We start from the raw sequence: 20,948 nt of genomic DNA on the forward strand, positions 1-20,948 counted from the left end.
GTGGGCCACGAACCGAACCTGGAGAACCGATGACCACCGACAGCAACCAGTACGTCGAGGCGCTGCGGTCGTCGCTCAAGGAGAACGAGCGGCTGCGCCGGCAGAACGAGGCCCTGACGGCCGCCGCCGCGGAGCCGATCGCCGTGCTCGGGATCGGCTGTCGCTTCCCCGGCGGGGTCGCGTCCCCGGAGGATCTCTGGGAGCTGCTCGACCGGGGCGGCGACGCCGTGTCCGGGTTCCCCACCGACCGTGGCTGGGACCTCGAGACCCTCGCCGCCGGCAGTGCGGGAGGCGACGGCGGCGAGGGGCGCAGCCTGGCCACCGAGGGCGGCTTCCTGGACGACGTCTCCGGTTTCGACGCCGGGTTCTTCGGGATCTCCCCGCGGGAGGCCGTCGCGATGGACCCGCAGCAGCGGCTGCTGCTGGAGGTCACGTGGGAGGCCCTCGAACGGGCCGGGATCGACCCGTCGAGGCTGCGGGGCAGCGACGCCGGGGTGTTCATCGGCACCACCGGGCAGGACTACGGCGAGGTGCTCGCCGGGTCCGCCGACGATGCGGAGGTCTACGCCACCACCGGGCACGCGGCGAGCGTGATCTCCGGGCGGCTGTCCTACACCCTCGGCATCGAGGGCCCGGCCGTCACGGTGGACACGGGGTGCTCGTCCTCGCTGGTCGCGATGCACCAGGCGATGCAGGCGCTGCGGGCGCGGGAGTGCTCGCTGGCCCTGACCGGTGGTGCGGCGATCATGGCGACCCCGCTGGCGTTCACCGCGTTCACCGCCCAGAACGGCCTGGCCGCGAACGGGCGCTGCAAGCCCTTCGCCGACGCCGCCGACGGCACCGGCTGGGGTGAGGGCGCCGGTGTGCTGGTGCTCGCGCGCGTGTCCGACGCGCGCCGGCTCGGGCACCCGGTCCTGGCCGTGCTGCGCGGTTCGGCGATCAACCAGGACGGCGCCTCGAACGGGCTCACCGCGCCGAACGGCCCCTCCCAGCAACGGGTGATCCGGGCCGCGCTGCGCAACGCCGACCTCGAACCGACGGACGTGGACGTGGTCGAGGGACACGGCACCGGCACCACGCTGGGCGACCCGATCGAGGCCCAGGCGCTGATCGCCACCTACGGCCGGAACCGCCGGCAGCCGCTGTGGCTCGGGTCGCTGAAGTCGAACATCGGACACACCCAGGCCGCCGCCGGCGTCGCCGGTGTGATCAAGATGGTGCTGGCGATGCGGCACGGCACCGTCCCGGCCACGCTGCACGTGGAAGCGCCGTCGTCCAACGTGGACTGGGACGGCGGCGGCGTGGAGCTGCCGGTGACCGCGCAGCCGTGGCCGGAGACCGGCCGGGTGCGGCGCGCGGCGGTGTCGTCGTTCGGGATCAGCGGCACCAACGCGCACGTGATCCTGGAACAGGCCCCGGCCGAGGCACCGTCCGGGGCGCAGACCCCGGCCCGCGACGCCGAACCGGCGTGGCCGGTGCCGTGGCCGGTCGGTGCCCGGGACGACGACGCCCTGTCCGACCGGGTGCGGGCCCTGTGCGACCCGGCCGGGTCGGCCGGGTCGGCCGTGGACGTCGGCTGGTCGCTAGCCACCGGCCGCGCCGCGTTCGAGCACCGTGCGGTGCTGCTGCCCGGCCCGACCGGCCACGCCGAGGTCGCGCGCGGCGTCACCGACGAGGGGCTGCTCGCGACGGTGTTCGCGGGACAGGGGTCGCAGCGACTCGGGATGGGCCGGACGCTCCACGAGCGCTTCCCGGTGTTCGCGCAGGCCTTCGACGAGGTGTGTGCGCACCTGGACCCCTCGGTGCGCGAGGTGATGTGGGGGACCGACGCCGGTGCCCTGAACGACACGGGAACCGCGCAGCCGGCGCTGTTCGCGGTGCAGGTCGCGTCGTTCCGCCTGCTGGAGTCGTGGGGGGTGGCACCGGACTACCTGGTCGGGCACTCGATCGGGGAGATCGCGGCGGCGCACGTCGCCGGTGTGCTGTCGGTGGCGGACGCGGCGCAGCTGGTGTCGGCGCGGGCCCGGCTGATGAGCGCGCTGCCCGCCGGCGGGGTGATGGTCGCGGTCGAGGCGACCGAGGACGAGGTCACCCCGCACCTGACGCCCGGGGTGTCGCTGGCCGCGGTGAACGGGCCGTCGTCGGTGGTCGTCTCGGGTGCGGAGTCCGAGGTCGACGCCGTGGTGGGCCGGTTCGCCGACCGCCGGACCAAGCGGCTCGCGACCTCGCACGCCTTCCACTCCCCGTTGATGGCACCGATGATCGAGGAGTTCCGCGCCGTCGTGGCGGGGCTGACGTTCGCCGCGCCGCGGATCCCGATCATCTCCACCGTCGCCGGGCGCACCGGTGACGACGTCACCGACCCCGGCTACTGGGTGGAGCACGTGTCCGCGACCGTCCGGTTCGCCGACGCCGTCGCCGAGCTCGGTCGCCGCGACGTCGGCACCACCCTGGAGCTGGGCGCGGACGGGACCCTGTCCGCACTCGTGGGCCAGGTGCTGCCGACCGCGACCGTGGTCCCGCTGCTGCACCGCGACCACGACGAGGACCGCTCCGCGATCACTGCGCTGGCCCGGGTCTGGACCACCGGCGCGGACGTGGACTGGACCGCGCTGCTGCCCGGCGGGCGTCGGGTCGACCTCCCGACCTACCCGTTCCAGCGGCGCCGCTACTGGCCCGCACCCGCCCGTGCGGCCGACGCGGGCGCGGCCGGCCTGGACGCCGTCGAGCACCCGCTGCTCCGCTCCGCGGTCACACTCGCCGACGCCGCCGGCGTCGTGCTCGCCGGACGGCTCTCGCTCGCCACCCAGCCGTGGCTGGCCGACCACGAGGTCGCCGGGCGGGCACTGCTGCCGGGCACCGCGTTCGTCGAGCTCGCGGTGCGGGCCGGCGACGAGGTGGGCTGCGAGCGCGTCGAGGAGCTGACCCTGGCCGCCCCGCTGATGGTGCCCCCGACCGGCGCGGTGCAGATCCAGGTGCACGTCGGGGCGGCGGAGGGGACCTCGGCAGGCCCCGTCCGGCGCCCGTTCACGGTGTCCTCGCGCGCCGCGGGCGCGGTCGAGCTGCCGTGGACCCGGCACGCCGCGGGCACCCTGACCGGCGGCGACCCGGACGCCGGGGAGACCGCGCCGTTCGACGCCGAGGCCTGGCCGCCGCCCGGGGCCGAGCCGGTCGACCTGGACGGCTGCTACGAGCGCCTCACCGACCTGGGCTTCCGCTACGGGCCCACGTTCCGCGGGCTGCGCGCGGCGTGGCTGCGCGACGGCGAGGTCTACGCCGAGGTCACCCTGCCCGGCGACGACCCGGACACGGCCCGGTTCGGGCTGCACCCGGCCGTGCTCGACGCCGCCCAGCACGCCGCCGTCTACGCCGACCTGGGGCCGCTGAGCGAGGGCGGGCTCCCGTTCACCTACGAGGGCGTGACGCTGCACGCCGCCGGGGCCACCACCGTGCGCGTCCGGCTGACCCGCCAGAGCGACGACTCGGTGTCGATCGCCATCGCCGACACCGCGGGCGGCGCGGTCGCCACCGTCGGCTCCCTGGTCTCGCGGCGGACCGGCGCCGGGTCCCCGGCCGGGGCCGCCGGTGCGGGCCGGGACCCGCTCTTCGCCATCGACTGGCACCCGCAGGCGCCCACCGCGGCGACCCCGGAGCCCACGGCCGTCGCCGTCGCCGGGCCGCTGCCGGCCGGGTTCGACGGCGCCCACGTCGCCGTGCACCCCGACCTCGACACGCTGCTCCACGACCCGGCCGGGCCGTCCGGCACGGTGCTGTTCCCGGTCGTGCCCTCCGGGGCGGACCTGCCCTCCGCGGTCCGCGAGGCCACCGCGACCGTGCTCACCGCCCTGCAGCGCTGGCTCGCTGACGAGCGCGGCGACGGGGCACGTCTGGTCGTCGTCACCTGCGGCGGCGCCGCCGTCGCCGACGGGGACGACGTGGACCCGGCCGGCGCCGCGGTGCGCGGCCTGGTCCGCTCCGCACAGGCCGAGAACCCCGGCCGGTTCGGCCTGCTCGACCTGGAGCGCGACGCCGACGCCCCGGCCACCGCGGCGGCCGCGGCACTGGCCGGCCTGCACGGCGGCGAGCCGGACCTCGCCGTGCGCGGCGGGAGCGTCCTCGTCCCGCGTCTGGTCCGGGCCCTGCCCGGCACGGCGGACCCGGGCGCACCCGGCTGGCGCCCGGACGGCACGGTGCTGATCACCGGGGGCACCGGCGGCCTCGGCGCGCTCACCGCCCGACACCTGGCCGCCGAGCGCGGCGTGACCCGGCTGCTGCTGCTCAGCCGGCGCGGACCGGACGCGCCCGGCGCGGCCGAGCTGGTCGCCGAGCTGGGGACGCTGGGCGCCGAGGCCACCGCGGTCGCCGTGGACGTCGGCGACCGGGACGCCCTGGCCCGCGTGCTGGACGCCGTGCCGCGCGAGCACCCGGTGCGCGCCGTGGTGCACACCGCGGGCGTCGTCGACGACGGGGTGATCGGATCCCTGACCCCGGACCGGCTGGACACCGTGCTGCGACCGAAGCTGGACGCGGCGTGGCACCTGCACGAGCTGACCGGCGACCTCGACGCGTTCGTGCTGTTCTCCTCCGTGGCGGCCGTCGTCGGCAGCCCCGGGCAGGGCAACTACGCCGCGGGCAACGCCGCGCTCGACGCCCTCGCCGCGCACCGGCGCGCCGCGGGCCTGCCCGCGTTGTCGCTGGCCTGGGGTCCGTGGACGCGCACGGTCGGGATGACCGCCGCGCTGTCCGACGCCGACGCCGCCCGCGTCGCCCGGTCCGGCATGCCCGAGATCGACGTCGACGCCGGGCTGGCGCTGCTCGACGCCGCGCTGGACCAGCCGCGCCCGGCCGTCGCGCCGGTGCGTCTGGACCTGGTCGCACTGCGCGCGGGCGGCGACGTGCCGCACGTGCTGCGGGCACTGGTCCGGCTCCCGCGCCGCCGCGCCGCCGCCCGCGGCGAGGTCGCCGACGGACTCGCCCGCAGGCTGGGCACGCTCGGCGCACCGGAACGCGACGAGGCGTTGTTCGACCTGGTCCGCGAGGAGGTCGCCCGGGTACTCGGGCACACCGAGGCGGGGGAGGTGCCGGCGACCCGGCCGTTCACCGAGCTCGGCATCGACTCGCTCAGCGCGGTCGAGCTGCGCAACCGGCTCTCCGGGGTCACCGGCCTGCGGCTCTCGGCGACGCTGGTGTTTGACCACCCGACGCCGCGGGCCCTGGCCGGGCACCTGCGTGACGAGCTGTTCGGCGGCGGGACCGAGGCCCCGGTCCCGGTCCCGATGCTCCCCGCCACCGCCGAGGACCCGGTGGTGATCGTGGGCATGGCGTGCCGCTACCCGGGCGGGGTGTCCTCGCCGGAGGACCTGTGGCGTCTGGTCACCGACGGCGGCGACGCGATCTCCGGGTTCCCGACCGACCGCGGCTGGGACCTGGAGGGGCTCTACGACCCGGACCCCGATCGCCCGGAGCACACCCACGCGGTGGGCGGCGGGTTCCTGCACGGCGCCGGCGGGTTCGACGCCGAGTTCTTCGGGATGAGCCCGCGCGAGGCGTTGGGCACCGACGCCCAGCAGCGGCTGCTGCTGGAGTGCTCGTGGGAGGCGTTCGAGCGGGCCGGGATCGACCCGGTGTCGTTGCGCGGCAGCGCGACCGGCGTGTTCGCCGGCGTGATGTACAACGACTACTCCACGCTGCTGCCCGGCGGGGAGCACGAGGCGTTCCGCGGCAACGGCAGCGCGCCCAGCGTCGCGTCCGGCCGAGTGGCCTACAACCTGGGCCTGGAGGGGCCGGCCGTCACGATCGACACCGCGTGCTCGTCGTCGCTGGTGGCGATGCACTGGGCGGCGCAGGCGTTGCGTTCCGGTGAGTGCTCGCTGGCCCTGGCCGGTGGTGTCACGGTGATGTCCACACCCAGCACGTTCGTCGACTTCTCCCGCCAGCGCGGGCTGTCCCCGGACGGGCGGTGCCGGGCGTTCTCCGACGACGCCGACGGTGTCGGCTGGTCCGAGGGTGTCGGCATGGTCGTCCTGGAACGCCTGTCGGACGCGCGGCGCAACGGGCACGAGGTGTTGGCGGTGCTGCGTGGCAGTGCGGTGAACCAGGACGGCGCCTCGAACGGGTTGACCGCGCCGAACGGCCCGTCGCAGCAGCGGGTGATCATGGCTGCGCTGGCCTCGGCCGGCCTGCGCAGCTCGGACGTCGACGTCGTCGAGGCGCACGGCACCGGCACCACCCTGGGCGACCCGATCGAGGCCCAGGCCCTGCTGGCCGCCTACGGGCAGGACCGGGAGACCCCGCTCTACCTGGGCTCGGTGAAGTCGAACATCGGCCACACCCAGGCTGCGGCCGGGGTGGCCGGTGTGATCAAGATGGTGGAGGCGATGCGGCACGGGGTGTTGCCGGCGACGTTGCACGCGTCGACGCCGTCGTCGCACGTGGATTGGGACGCGGGTGAGGTGGAGCTGCTCACCGAGCCGCTGCCGTGGGACATCGACGGGCGTGCGCGTCGTGCGGGTGTGTCGTCGTTCGGGATCAGCGGGACCAACGCCCACCTGATCCTCGAGGCACCCGACCCGGCCCCGGTGGCCGAGGCCGCGGACCAGGAGAGCGGCGTCGTGCCGTGGCCGCTGTCCGGACACACCCCGGACGCGCTGTGCGCCCAGGCCGCACGCCTGGCCGACGCCGCCCTGCGTGAGCGGCCCGTCGACATCGGGTTCTCGCTGGCCACCACACGGGCGACGTTCGCCCACCGTGCCGTGGTCCTGGCACACGACCACTCCGACGCCGAGCAGGCGTTGCGTGCGCTCGCCGACGGGACCGCCGACGAGCGCGTCGTCACCGGGCGGGCCGGGACCGGCACCGGCGTCACGTTCCTGTTCGCCGGCCAGGGCGCCCAACGCCTCGGCATGGGTCGTGAGCTGTACGACCGGTTCCGGGTCTTCGCCGACGCCTTCGACGCGGCCTGCGCCCACCTCGCCCCGGCCGTGCGGGAGGTGATGTGGGCCGACGACGCCGAGGCCCTGCGCGACACCGCGATCGCCCAGCCGGCGTTGTTCGCGCTGGAGGTGGCGTTGTCCCGGCTGCTGGAGTCCTGGGGCCTGACCCCGGAGCGGGTGGTCGGGCACTCGATCGGGGAGATCGCCGCGGCGCACGTGGCCGGGGTGCTGTCCCTGCCCGACGCCGGGACACTGGTCTCGGCGCGTGCCCGGCTGATGGGTGCGCTGCCGGCCGGTGGTGCGATGGTGGCGGTCGCGGCCACCGAGGACGAGGTGACGCCGCTGCTGACCGCCGGGGTGTCGATCGCGGCGGTGAACGGCCCGTCGTCGGTCGTGGTGTCGGGTGTGGAGTCCGAGGTCGACGCCGTGGTGGCGCGGTTCGCCGACCGGCGCACGAAGCGGCTGGCGACCTCGCACGCGTTCCACTCGCCGTCGATGGCACCGATGCTCGACGAGTTCCGCACCGTGGTGGAGGGACTGAGCTTCGCCGCGCCGCGGATCCCGGTGGTCTCCACGGTCGCCGGGCGCACCGGCGCGGAGATGGCCGAGCCGGGCTACTGGGTGGACCACGTGGCGGCCACGGTCCGGTTCGCCGACGCCCTCACGGGCCTCGGCGACACCGTCACGGTCGAGATCGGACCGGACGCGACGCTGACCGCACTCGCCGCCGGCGTCGCGCCGGCCGGGGCCACGGCCGTCCCGGCACTGCACCCCGAGCGCGACGAGACCGGCACAGTCCGGGCCGCGGTGGCCCGCTGCTGGAGCGCGGGCGCCGACGTCGACTGGGCCGCGGTGCTGACCGGCGGTCGCCGTGTCGACCTGCCCACCTACGCGTTCCAGCACGAGTACTTCTGGCCCGAGCCCGTCCCGCGGGCCGCCGACGCCGGCACCGTCGGGCTGCGCCCCGCCGGACACGGGCTGCTCGACGGCGTCATCGAGACCACCGACGGCGTGCTGCTCACCGGACGCATCTCCCGGACCACCCACCCGTGGCTCGTCGACCACGCCGTCTCCGGCACCGTGCTGCTGCCTGGCAGCGCACTGCTCGACCTGGCCGCGCGGGCCGGGGAGGAGACCGGGTACGACCGGGTCGAGGAGCTGATGCTCACCGCGCCGCTGGCGCTGCCCGAACAGGGCGGCATCGCGCTGCGGGTCACCGTCGGCGCCGCCACTCCGGACGGCCCGCGCACCGTCGTGGTGCACTCCCGCCCGGACGCGGCGCACACCTGGACGTCACCGACCTGGACCGAGCACGCCTCCGGGCTGCTCGGCAAGCACACCCCGCCGCTCTCCCCGTTCGCGCAGCAGTGGCCGCCGGCCGGGGCGGTCCCGGTCGACGTCGACGGGTGCTACCAGCGCTTCGCCGACGACGGCTTCGACTACGGCCCGGTGTTCCGCGGCCTGCGCGCGGCGTGGCGGCGCGGCGACGAGCTGTTCGTCGAGGCCGCGCTGCCCGACGGGACCGACCCGGAGCCGTTCGGCCTGCACCCGGCGCTGCTGGACGCGGTGCTGCACCCGATCGCCGAGATCCAGCCTGACGACGAGCGCGGCGCCGTCCCGTTCGCCTGGCGCGGTGTCACCCGGTACGCCGACGGCGCCACGTCGGCCAGGGCACGGTTGCGCCGCGTCGGGCCCGGGGCCGTCTCGATCGACCTCGCCGACGCCGCGGGAGCACCGCTGGCCGCGGTCCACCAGCTCGAGCTGCGTGCACTGACCGCGTCGCGTACCGCGGCACCGGACCGTGACGCGTTGTTCCGGCCGGGCTGGGAGCGGGTCCCGGCGACTGTGCCGTCCGGGCTGACCGTCCACGCCGAGACCGTGGACGGCGGTCCGGTCGGGCCCGACCTGGCCGCGCTGCTCGAACGCTCCGGCGTCCGGGGCGCCGACACCGCCGAGGTCCTGCTGCTCGACGCCAGGTCCGGCGGGACCGCCGCGACGCCCGACGGCGCCGCGCACGCCCGTACCACGGCCGTCCTGGCCAGGCTGCAGACCGAGGCGTCCGGGACCCGCCGGACCGTCGTACTCACCCGCGGCGCCACCGACGGCGCCGACCCGGCGGCCGCCGCCGTCGCCGGTCTCGTCCGCTCGGCCGCGACCGAGCACCCCGGGCGGTTCACCGCGCTCGACACCGCGCTCGACACCGGGGCCGACGCCCTGGACGCGGCGGCGTTCGCCGCGGCACTCGGCCGCACCGACGAACCCCAGCTCGCCGTGCACGACACGGAGCTGCGGGTCCTGCGCCTGACCCGCCTGGAGCCGCCGGCCGACCCCGCGTCGGCGGAACGTCCCGCCGTGCCGTGGCGCCCGGACATGACGGTCCTGGTCACCGGCGGCACCGGCGGCCTCGGCGCGCAGGTCGCCCGGCACCTGGTCACCGCGCACGGTGTCGGGTCGCTGCTGCTGGCCGGGCGGCGTGGCCCGTCCGCGCCCGGGGCCGCGGAGCTGACCGCCGAGCTCACAGCGGCCGGGGCCCAGGTCGAGGTCGTGGCCTGCGACGCCGCCGACCGCGACGCACTGGCCGCGCTGTTGGCCCGGCGTCCGGTCGACGCCGTCGTGCACGCGGCGGGCGTCGTCGACGACGGCGTGCTGGAAGGCCTCACCCCCGACCGGCTCGCGGCCGTGCTGCGGCCCAAGGTGGACGCCGCCCAGAACCTGCACGAGCTGGCCGGGGACGTCGAGGCGTTCGTGCTGTTCTCCTCGCTGGCCGGGACGCTCGGCTCGGCGGGGCAGGCCAACTACGCCGCCGCGAACGCGTTCCTGGACGGCCTCGCCGTCCACCGGCACGCCGCGGGACTGCCCGCGACGTCGCTGACGTGGGGGCCGTGGAGCGGCGCCGGCGGGATGGTGGGCGACCTCGACGACGCCGCCCGCGAGCGCATGGCGCGGGCCGGGATGCCGCCGGTCGAGCCGGGCCGCGCGCTGGCGCTGTTCGACTCCGCCGTCGCCACCGGGGAACCGGTTGTCGCGCCGGTCCCGCTGGACCCCGCCGCCCTGCGGGCACGGGGCGGCGACGTGCCGGCCGCGCTGCGCGGCATCGTCGGCGCGGTGCGCCGTGCCGCGGCCACCGCGGTCATCCCGTCCGGGCTGCGCGAGCAGCTGGCCGCACGGCCCGTCGCCGAGCGCCGGGCCCGGATCGGCGGACTGGTCCGGGACGAGATCGCCCACGTCCTGGGGCACGCCGAGGGGTCCCGGATCGATCCGGATCGCGCGTTCCTCGACCTCGGGTTCGACTCGCTGACCGCGGTCGAGCTGCGCAACCGGCTCGCCGCGTCCACCGGCCTCGGGCTCCCCGCGACGCTGGTGTTCGACCACCCGACCGCCGCCGCGCTCGCCGTGCACGTGCACGACGAGCTGTTCGGTGCCGACACGGCGCCGGAGCCGGTGACGGCCACGGCGACCGGACCGGCGGACGGCGACGACCCGGTCGTCGTCGTCGGGATGGCCTGCCGCTACCCGGGCGGGGTGTCCTCGCCCGAGGACCTGTGGCGCCTGGTCACCGACGGCGGGGACGCGATCTCGGAGTTCCCGACCGACCGCGGCTGGGACCTCGCGAACCTCTACGACCCCGACCCCGACCACCCCGGCACCTCCACCACCCGCCACGGCGGGTTCCTGCACGGGGCGGGCCGGTTCGACGCCGAGTTCTTCGGGATGAGCCCCCGCGAGGCGCTGACCACCGACGCCCAGCAGCGGCTCCTGCTGGAGTGCTCGTGGGAGGCGTTCGAGCGGGCCGGGATCGACCCGGTGTCGTTGCGCGGCAGCGCGACCGGCGTGTTCGCCGGCGTCATGTACCACGACTACGGCGACCTGCTCCACGCCCCGGAGCACGAGGGGTACCAGGGCCACGGCAGTGCCGGCAGCATCGCGTCCGGCCGGGTCTCCTACACCTTCGGCCTGGAGGGCCCCGCCGTCACGGTGGACACCGCGTGCTCGTCGTCGCTGGTCGGGATGCACCTGGCCGCGCAGGCGTTGCGTTCCGGTGAGTGCTCGCTGGCCCTGGCCGGCGGCGTCACGGTGATGGCCACGCCGGCCACGTTCGTCGAGTTCTCCCGCCAGCGCGGGCTGTCCCCGGACGGGCGGTGCCGGGCGTTCTCCGACGACGCCGACGGTGTCGGCTGGTCCGAGGGTGTCGGCATGGTCGTCCTGGAACGCCTGTCGGACGCGCGGCGCAACGGGCACGAGGTGTTGGCGGTGCTGCGTGGCAGTGCGGTGAACCAGGACGGCGCCTCGAACGGGTTGACCGCGCCGAACGGCCCGTCGCAGCAGCGGGTGATCATGGCTGCGCTGGCCTCGGCCGGCCTGCGCAGCTCGGACGTCGACGTCGTCGAGGCGCACGGCACCGGCACCACCCTGGGCGACCCGATCGAGGCCCAGGCCCTGCTGGCCGCCTACGGGCAGGACCGGGAGACCCCGCTCTACCTGGGCTCGGTGAAGTCGAACATCGGCCACACCCAGGCTGCGGCCGGGGTGGCCGGTGTGATCAAGATGGTGGAGGCGATGCGGCACGGGGTGTTGCCGGCGACGTTGCACGCGTCGACGCCGTCGTCGCACGTGGACTGGAGCGCCGGGGCCGTGGAGCTGCTCACCGCGAACCGTGTCTGGAACGCGGACCGTCCCCGCCGGGCCGGGGTGTCCTCGTTCGGGATCAGTGGCACGAACGCCCACGTCGTCCTGGAGGCGCCGGAACCGGCCGAGGCCGTCGCGCGCCCGGACACGGCGGGGCCGCTGCCCTGGGTGCTGTCCGCCCGTACCGGCCCCGCGCTGGCCGCGCAGGCCGCGCGGCTCGCCGGGTCGCTCGAACACCGGACCGACGTCGACGCCCTCGACGTCGGATGGTCGCTGGCCACCGGGCGCGCCCGGTTCGGCCACCGCGCCGTCGTCCTCGCCGAGGACACCGCGGCGGCCCGCCGTGCACTCGCCGCGTTCGCCGCGGGCGAGCAGCACCCGGCCGTCGTCGAGGGCACCGTGGCCGCCGGCGGGACGGCGTTCCTGTTCGCCGGTCAGGGCTCGCAGCGGCTCGGGATGGGGCGTGAGCTGCACGCGCGGTTCCCGGTGTTCGCGCGAGCCTTCGACGAGGTGTGTGCGCACCTGGATCCCGCGGTGGGGGAGGTGATGTGGGGTGACGATGCCGGTGCGTTGAACGACACCGGTGTGGCGCAGCTGGCGTTGTTCGCGCTGGAGGTGGCGTTGTTCCGGCTGGTCGAGTCGTGGGGTGTGGTCCCGGATCACCTGGTCGGGCACTCGATCGGGGAGATCGCGGCCGCGCACGTGGCGGGGGTGTTCTCGCTGGCCGATGCGGCGACCCTGGTGTCGGCGCGTGCCCGGTTGATGGGTGCGCTGCCGGCCGGTGGCGTGATGGTGGCGGTCGCGGCCACCGAGGAGGAGGTCACGCCGCTGCTGACGGGGGGAGTATCGATCGCTGCGGTGAACGGGCCGTCGTCGGTGGTGGTCTCGGGTGCGGAGTCCGAGGTGGACGCGCTGGTGGGCCGGTTCGCGGACCGGCGGACCAAGCGGTTGGCGACCTCGCATGCGTTCCACTCGCCGTTGATGGCGCCGATGATGGAGGAGTTCCGGGCGGTGGTGGCGGGCCTGGAGTTCGCCGCGCCGCAGATCCCGATCATCTCCACCGTTGCCGGGCGCACCGGCGACGACGTCACCGATCCCGCCTACTGGGTGGAGCACGTCCGCGCCACGGTGCGCTTCGCCGACGCCGTCGCCGCCCTGGACGAGGACGGCACCCTCGTCGAGATCGGGCCCGACGCCACCCTGTCCGGGATGGCCGGGCAGCTGACCGACGCCCGCACCGTGCCCACGCTGCGGACCTCCGGACCCGACGGCGACCGGGACGAGGTCACCGCCCTGTTCGCCGCGCTCGCCCGGCTCGGGACCGCCGGCGCCGACATCCGCTGGGAGACCGCCCTCGACGGCGGCCGGACCGTCGACCTGCCCACCTACCCCTTCCAGCACGACACCTACTGGCCGGCACCGGCACCCGCGAACCGCGGCGACGCCGGATCCCTCGGCCTGTCCGGGCCGGGGCACCCGCTGCTCGGCGCGGTCGTCGCCCGCGCCGACACCGACGGCGTCCTGCTCACCGGCCGGCTGTCGACCGTGACGCAGCCGTGGCTGGCCGACCACGTCGTCGGCGGCCGGGTACTGCTGCCCGGCACCGCCCTGCTGGAGATGGCGGTGCGGGCCGGGGACGAGGCCGGCTGCGACGTCGTGCGCGAGCTCACCCTCGCCGCGCCGCTGGAGATCCCGCAGGGCGGCGTCACCGTGCAGGTCTGGCTCGACGCCCCGGACGACGCGGGCGACCGCGCCGTCTCGATCCACTCCCGGGCGGGCGAGACCGCCCCGTGGACGGTGCACGCGACCGGCCTCCTGGGCACCGGCGGGACCGCCGCCCCGGAGACCCTGACCGTCTGGCCGCCGCAGGGCGCGGAGCCCTTCGACGTCACCGACCGCTACGACCGCCTCGCCGAGACCGGACTCGCCTACGGGCCTGCGTTCCGCGGGCTGCGCGCGGCGTGGCGCCGCGGCGGCGACGTGTTCGCCGAGATCGTGCTGGGCGAGGGCGCCGGGCCCGCCGACGGGTTCGGCCTGCACCCCGCGCTGCTCGACGCCGCCCTGCACGCGGCGGGCACCGTGGGCGGGACGGCGTCGGTGCCGTTCGGCTGGGGCGATGTCACGCTGCACGCGACCGGCGCGACCGCGCTGCGCGTCCGCCTGCGCACCGACGCCCCGGACACCCTGTCGGTGCTGGTCGCCGACGGCGCCGGGGACCCGGTCGCCACCGTCGGCGCACTCACCCTGCGTCCGCTCCCCGAGGGAGCCCCCGGTCGCGCCGAGCGTGACCTGTACCGGCCGGTCTGGATCCCTGCCACCGACACCCCCGACACCGGGGAGACAACGATCGGTGTGCTCGCCGAGGACACCGCCGTCCTCGACGTGCCGGGCGGCACCCGCCACGCCGACCTCGCCGAGGCCCTCGACGCGGCACCCGACGTGCTGCTCGTCCCGGTCGCCACGGGCGACGGCGACCTCGCCGCCCGCACCCACGACGCGACCTCGCGGGTCCTGGACCTGCTGACCCGCTGGACCGCCGACGAGCGCAGCGCCGGCTCCCGGCTGGTCGTCCTCACCCGTGGTGCGGTCGCCGCGCAGGACGGCGACGGTGTCGTCGACCCGGCCGCGGCCGCCGTGTCCGGCCTGGTCCGGGCCGCGCAGGCCGAGTACCCGGGCCGTATCGGGCTGCTCGACCTCGACCTCGACTTCGACGCCGACCCGGCGTCGGCGGCAGCGATCCCGGTCGCGCTGGCCGGGGACGAGCCGCAGCGGGCGATCCGCGCCGGCCGCGTCCTCGACCCGCGCCTGCAGCGCCACGACGTCACCGCCACCGACGGCACCGACGGCACCGACGGCACCGACGGCACCGCCACCGATGGCACCGACGCCACCGGCGGCACCGCCGGGGGGACCGGATGGCGCCGCGACGGGACGGTCCTGATCACCGGTGGCACCGGCGGGCTCGGTGCGCTCACCGCCCGGCACCTGGCCGCCCGGCACGACGTGAGGCACCTGCTGCTGCTCAGCCGCCGCGGCCCGGACGCGCCCGGCGCTGCCGATCTGACCGCCGAGCTGGAGGAGCTCGGCGCCCGGGTCACCGTGGTCGCCGCCGACGCGGCCGACCGCGCGGCACTGACGCGCGTGCTCGACGCGATTCCCGCCGAGCACCCGCTGACCGCGGTCGTGCACACCGCGGGCGTGCTCGACGACGGAGTCCTCGCCTCGCTGACCCCGCAGCGCCTGCGCACCGTGCTGCGCCCGAAGGTCGACGCGGCGTGGAACCTGCACGAGCTCGCCGCCGACATCGAGGGGTTCGTGCTGTTCTCCTCGGTCGCCGGGACGCTCGGCGCCGCCGGGCAGGCCAACTACGCGGCCGCCAACGCGTTCCTGGACGCGCTGGCCACCGTCCGCCGGGCGGCCGGCAGGCCTGCGTTGTCACTGGCCTGGGGCCCGTGGGAGCCGGTGGGCGGCATGACCGGCACCCTCACCGACGCCGACCGCGCCCGGATGTCCCGCAGCGGCCTGCCCCCGATGCCCGTCGCGCGCGGCCTCGAGCTGCTCGACGCCGCTCTGGGAGAGGCCGCCCCGGTAGAGACAGCACCGGTGCTGCTGCCGGTGCCCTTCGACCTCGACGCACTGCGCGGACGACCGGAGATCCCCGCGATGCTCCGGGGTCTGGTGCGCGCGCCGTCGGCCCGCCGCTCGGCCGCGGCCGGCTCCTCCGGCGCGTCCGGCACGCTCGGTGACCGGCTCGCGGCGCTGGGCGAGGCCGACCGGCACGACCACGTGCTGGGCCTGGTCCGGGACGAGGTCGCCGCGGTGCTGGGACACGCCTCCGCGGCGTCGGTGGACCCCGCGCGGGCGTTCACCGACCTCGGGTTCGACTCGCTGACCGCGGTCGAGCTGCGCAACCGGCTGACGACCGTCACCGGGTTGCGGCTGCCGTCCACACTGGTGTTCGACCACCCGTCGGCCGGCGCGCTCGCCACGCATCTGCTCGGCGAGCTGGTCGGGCACGTCGCGGCGACGCCGGTCGGGTCCCCGACCGCGGTGGACCGCGACGACCCGGTCGTCATCGTCGGGATGGCGTGCCGCTACCCGGGCGGGGTGTCCTCGCCGGAGGACCTGTGGCGTCTGGTCACCGACGGCGGCGACGCGATCTCCGGGTTCCCGACCGACCGCGGCTGGGACCTGGAGGGGCTCTACGACCCGGACCCCGATCGCCCGGAGCACACCCACGCGGTGGGCGGCGGGTTCCTGCACGGCGCCGGCGGGTTCGACGCCGAGTTCTTCGGGATGAGCCCGCGCGAGGCGTTGGGCACCGACGCCCAGCAGCGGCTGCTGCTGGAGTGCTCGTGGGAGGCGTTCGAGCGGGCCGGGATCGACCCGGTGTCGTTGCGCGGCAGCGCGACCGGCGTGTTCGCCGGCGTGATGTACAACGACTACTCCACGCTGCTGCCCGGCGGGGAGCACGAGGCGTTCCGCGGCAACGGCAGCGCGCCCAGCGTCGCGTCCGGCCGAGTGGCCTACAACCTGGGCCTGGAGGGGCCGGCCGTCACGATCGACACCGCGTGCTCGTCGTCGCTGGTGGCGATGCACTGGGCGGCGCAGGCGTTGCGTTCCGGTGAGTGCTCGCTGGCCCTGGCCGGTGGTGTCACGGTGATGTCCACACCCAGCACGTTCGTCGACTTCTCCCGCCAGCGCGGGCTGTCCCCGGACGGGCGGTGCCGGGCGTTCTCCGACGACGCCGACGGTGTCGGCTGGTCCGAGGGTGTCGGCATGGTCGTCCTGGAACGCCTGTCGGACGCGCGGCGCAACGGGCACGAGGTGTTGGCGGTGCTGCGTGGCAGTGCGGTGAACCAGGACGGCGCCTCGAACGGGTTGACCGCGCCGAACGGCCCGTCGCAGCAGCGGGTGATCATGGCTGCGCTGGCCTCGGCCGGCCTGCGCAGCTCGGACGTCGACGTCGTCGAGGCGCACGGCACCGGCACCACCCTGGGCGACCCGATCGAGGCCCAGGCCCTGCTGGCCGCCTACGGGCAGGACCGGGAGACCCCGCTCTACCTGGGCTCGGTGAAGTCGAACATCGGCCACACCCAGGCTGCGGCCGGGGTGGCCGGTGTGATCAAGATGGTGGAGGCGATGCGGCACGGGGTGTTGCCGGCGACGTTGCACGCGTCGACGCCGTCGTCGCACGTGGATTGGGACGCGGGTGAGGTGGAGCTGCTCACCGAGCCGCTGCCGTGGGACATCGACGGGCGTGCGCGTCGTGCGGGTGTGTCGTCGTTCGGGATCAGCGGCACCAACGCCCACCTGGTGATCGAGGCCCCCGAGCCGTCGGCCGCGCCGGTCGCACCGGCCGGAGCCGCCCAGGACGACCCGGGCGACCTGGTCCCGTGGGTCCTGTCCGGACGTACTCGGGAGGCCCTGCAGGCCCAGGCCGCCGCGCTGCGGACCGCGGCACCGGACGGCCCGCGGGCCGACGTCGGGTTCTCCCTGGCCACCACACGCAGTGCGTTCGAGCACCGGGCGGTCGTACTGGCCACGAGCCGCGACGAGGCGCTCGCGGCGTTGGAAGCGCTGGCGCGCGGGGACCGGGACGAGCGGGTCGTCGACGGGCGCACCGCCGCGGGCGGGACGGCGTTCCTGTTCGCCGGCCAGGGCTCGCAGCGGCTCGGCATGGGCCGGGAGCTGCACGCGCGGTTCCCGGTGTTCGCCGAGGCGTTCGACGCGGCCTGCGCCCAGCTGGACCCCGCCGTGCGCGAGGTGATGTGGGCCGACGACGCCGAGGCCCTGCGCGACACCGCGATCGCCCAGCCGGCGTTGTTCGCGCTGGAGGTGGCGTTGTTCCGGCTCGTCGAGTCGTGGGGTGTGGTCCCGGATCACCTGGTCGGGCACTCGATCGGGGAGATCGCGGCCGCGCACGTGGCGGGGGTGTTCTCGCTGGCCGATGCGGCGACCCTGGTGTCGGCGCGTGCCCGGTTGATGGGTGCGCTGCCGGCCGGTGGCGTGATGGTGGCGGTCGCGGCCACCGAGGAGGAGGTCACGCCGCTGCTGACGGGGGGAGTATCGATCGCTGCGGTGAACGGGCCGTCGTCGGTGGTGGTCTCGGGTGCCGAGTCCGAGGTCGACGCGGTGGTAGCGCGCTTCGCCGACCGGCGCACGAAGCGGCTGCGGACCTCGCACGCGTTCCACTCGCCGCTGATGGCGCCGATGATGGAGGAGTTCCGGGCGGTGGTGGTGGGCCTGGAGTTCGCCGCCCCGGAGATCCCGGTCGTGTCCACGGTGGCCGGGCGGACCGGTGCGGAGATGACCGACCCGTCGTACTGGGTGGAGCACGTGTCGGCGACCGTCCGGTTCGCCGACGCCGTCACCGCCCTGGACGAGGACGGTGTCACCACCCTCGTCGAGATCGGCCCGGACACGACCCTGACCGCGCTCACCGCGCAAGCCCTGACCGGTGAGCAGATCTCGGTGCCCACCCTGCGCGCCGGGGAGGCCGAACCGGCGACCCTGCTGCGGGCCGTGGCCACGGTGCACGTCCGCGGGCGGACCGTCGACTGGGCGGCGCAGCTGCCCGGCGCGCGCCGGGTCGAACTCCCGACGTACGCGTTCCGGCACACCCGGTTCTGGCCGACCGCGTCCGCGGCACGCTCCGGCGACGCCACCTCGCTCGGCCTGGCCCGCCCCGGGCACCCGTTGCTCGGCGCCGTCATGGACCGCGCCGACGCCGACGGCGTCGTGCTCACCGGGCGGCTCTCACCGGCCACCCAGCCGTGGCTGGCCGACCATACCGTCGGCGGCCGGGTGCTGCTGCCCGGCACCGCGCTGCTCGAGATGGTGGTGCGGGCCGGGGACGAGGTCGGCTGCGACCTCGTGCACGACCTGACCCTGGCCGCGCCCGTCGAGATCCCCCACGACCGGGCGGTGCAGCTGCAGGTCGTGGTCGGTGAGCCGGACGGCGACGGACGCCGGACCGTCGACGTGCACTCCCGCGGGGAGGGCGACCGCACCTGGACCCGGCACGCCACCGGCGTCCTGGCCGGTGGCGCGTCCGCCGGGTGGAGCCCGGACGTCTGGCCGCCGGCCGGCGCCGTCCCGCTCGGGCTCGACGGGTGCTACGACCGGTTCGCCGAGGCCGGCTTCGGCTACGGGCCCGCCTTCCGGGGGCTGCGCGCGGCCTGGAGCGACGGTACGACGACCTTCGCCGAGGTGGCCCTGCCCGAGGGCACCGGCGCCGACCGGTTCGGGCTGCACCCGGCCCTGCTCGACGCCGCACTGCACGCCGCGATGCTCGACACCGGTGACGACGACGCCGCCGGCCTGCCGTTCTCCTGGCAGGGCGCCGCGCTGTACGCCTCCGGGGCGTCCGCGTTGCGGGTCTGCCTGGGCCGTGACGCCGGGGGCGGGCTCACCATCGACGCGACCGATCCCGCCGGGGCACCGGTGGTGTCGGTCGGCTCGCTGCAGGTCCGTGCCGTCCCGGCGCAGGCGCACACCGGCGCCGTGCCGCGGGACGCGCTGTTCCGCCCGACCTGGGCGCCGCTGCCCGACGCCCCCGCCCATACCGGGTCGGTGACCGTGCTGGAGGCGGGGCTCGACGAGCTCGGCGCCGGCCTGGACGCCGGGAGCGCCGCGCCGGAGACGGTGCTGCTGCCCGTGCACGGCACCGGGGACGTGCCCACGTCGGCGCACGAGCTCAGCGCCACGGTGCTGGCCGCGGTGCAGACCTGGCTGGCCGACGAGCGTCTGGCCAGGTCCCGGCTGGTGCTGCTCACCCGCGGAGCGGTCGCCACCGGGATCGGGGACACCGACGGCGACGTCACCGACCCGGCCGCCGCGGCGGCCCGTGGCCTGGTGCGGTCGGCCCGCGCCGAGCACCCCGTCCGGTTCGGACTGCTCGACCTCGACCCGGCCACCGACACCGGGGTACCGGACGGCCTGCCGTTCGACACCGAACCGGACCTGGCCGTCCGCTCCGGCACGGTGTACGCCCTGCGCCTCGCGCGGGTCCCGGACACCGCCCGCGACGACGCCGCCACCGGGTGGGACCCGGACGGCACCGTCCTGGTCACCGGTGGCACCGGCGGTCTGGGCCGGGCCGTCGCCCGGCACCTGGTCACCGACCGGGGTGCCCGGCACCTGCTGCTCGCCAGCCGCCGCGGCCCGGCCGCCGACGGCGTCGACGCACTGGTCGAGGAGCTCACCGCGCACGGCGCCCGGGTGGGTGTCGTGGCCTGCGACCTCGCCGACCCAGCGGCCGCCACCGCCCTCGTCGACGGAGTCGACCCGGAGCACCCGCTGGTCGCCGTGGTGCACACCGCCGGTGTGCTCGACGACGGCGTGGTCGATGCCCTGACCCCGCAGCGGGTTGAGCGGGTGCTGCGGCCCAAGGTCGACGCCGCGTGGGCGCTGCACGAGGCCACCCGCGGGACCGACCTGCAGGGCTTCGTCCTGTTCTCCTCGGTGGCCGGCACCGCCGGGTCGGCCGGACAGGCGAACTACGCGGCCGGCAACGCGTTCCTGGACGCGCTCGCCGGGTACCGCCGGGCGAGCGGCCTGGCCGGGCAGTCGCTGGCCTGGGGCGCCTGGGACGGCGACGGCGGCATGGCGGCCGCGCTCGACGACGCCAACCGTGCCCGGATGGCGCGGGCCGGGATGCCGCCGCTGTCCACCGCAGAGGGACTGGCCCTGTTCGACGCCGCCCTCGATGCGGACGACGCGCTGCTCACGCCGGTCCGCCTGGACCTCGCGGTGCTCCGCGAGCGTGCTGAGGTGCCGTCCCTGTTGCGCGGTCTCGTCAGGGCGCCTGCCCGCGGCGCCGCCGCGAGCGCACCGGACGTCGCCGACCTCGCGGGGCGGCTCGCCGGCCTGGACGAGGACGGCCGCAGGCAGGTCCTGCTCGACGTCGTCGCCACGCACGTGGCGGGCACGCTCGGGCACACGGACCTGTCCGGGATCGGCCCGGACGACGAGTTCGGCGAGCTCGGGTTCGACTCGCTGACCGCGGTCGAGTTCCGCAACCGCCTCGGCGCCGCGACCGGGCTGGCCCTGCCCGCAACGCTGGTGTTCGACCACCCGACACCGGGTGCGCTGGCGGGGCATCTCGGCACGCTCGTCACACCCGCCGGGGCGGACGGGGCCGACGCGCTGCTCGACGAGCTGGCGGAGCTGGAGCGCCGGTTCGGTGCCGTCGAGGTCGACGAGGCGGCGCACGAGCGTGTCGGAGCCCGCCTGGAGGCGTTGCGCTCGCGGTGGGCGGGCATCCGCCCGACCACGGACGAGGCGGCCCCGGCCGACTCCGGCACGGCGGAGTTCGACTTCGACACTGCCTCCGACGACGACATGTTCGCTCTGCTGGACAGCCAGCTCGGGACGACCTGACGCGTC

The 20,948-nt window shown here is 76.3% G+C and carries 1 protein-coding gene; it reads left to right on the forward strand.

Annotated elements, in window-relative coordinates:
• Positions 1-29 precede the first annotated feature (29 nt).
• A complete protein-coding gene (locus XF36_RS05055) occupies positions 30-20,942 on the forward strand; it encodes a type I polyketide synthase (RefSeq protein WP_060711085.1) in 20,913 nt (6,970 codons plus the stop codon).
• The last annotated feature ends 6 nt before the right edge of the window (positions 20,943-20,948 follow it).

The sequence above is a fragment of the Pseudonocardia sp. HH130629-09 genome (genome assembly GCF_001294645.1).
In the GTDB taxonomy this organism is placed as follows: domain Bacteria; phylum Actinomycetota; class Actinomycetes; order Mycobacteriales; family Pseudonocardiaceae; genus Pseudonocardia.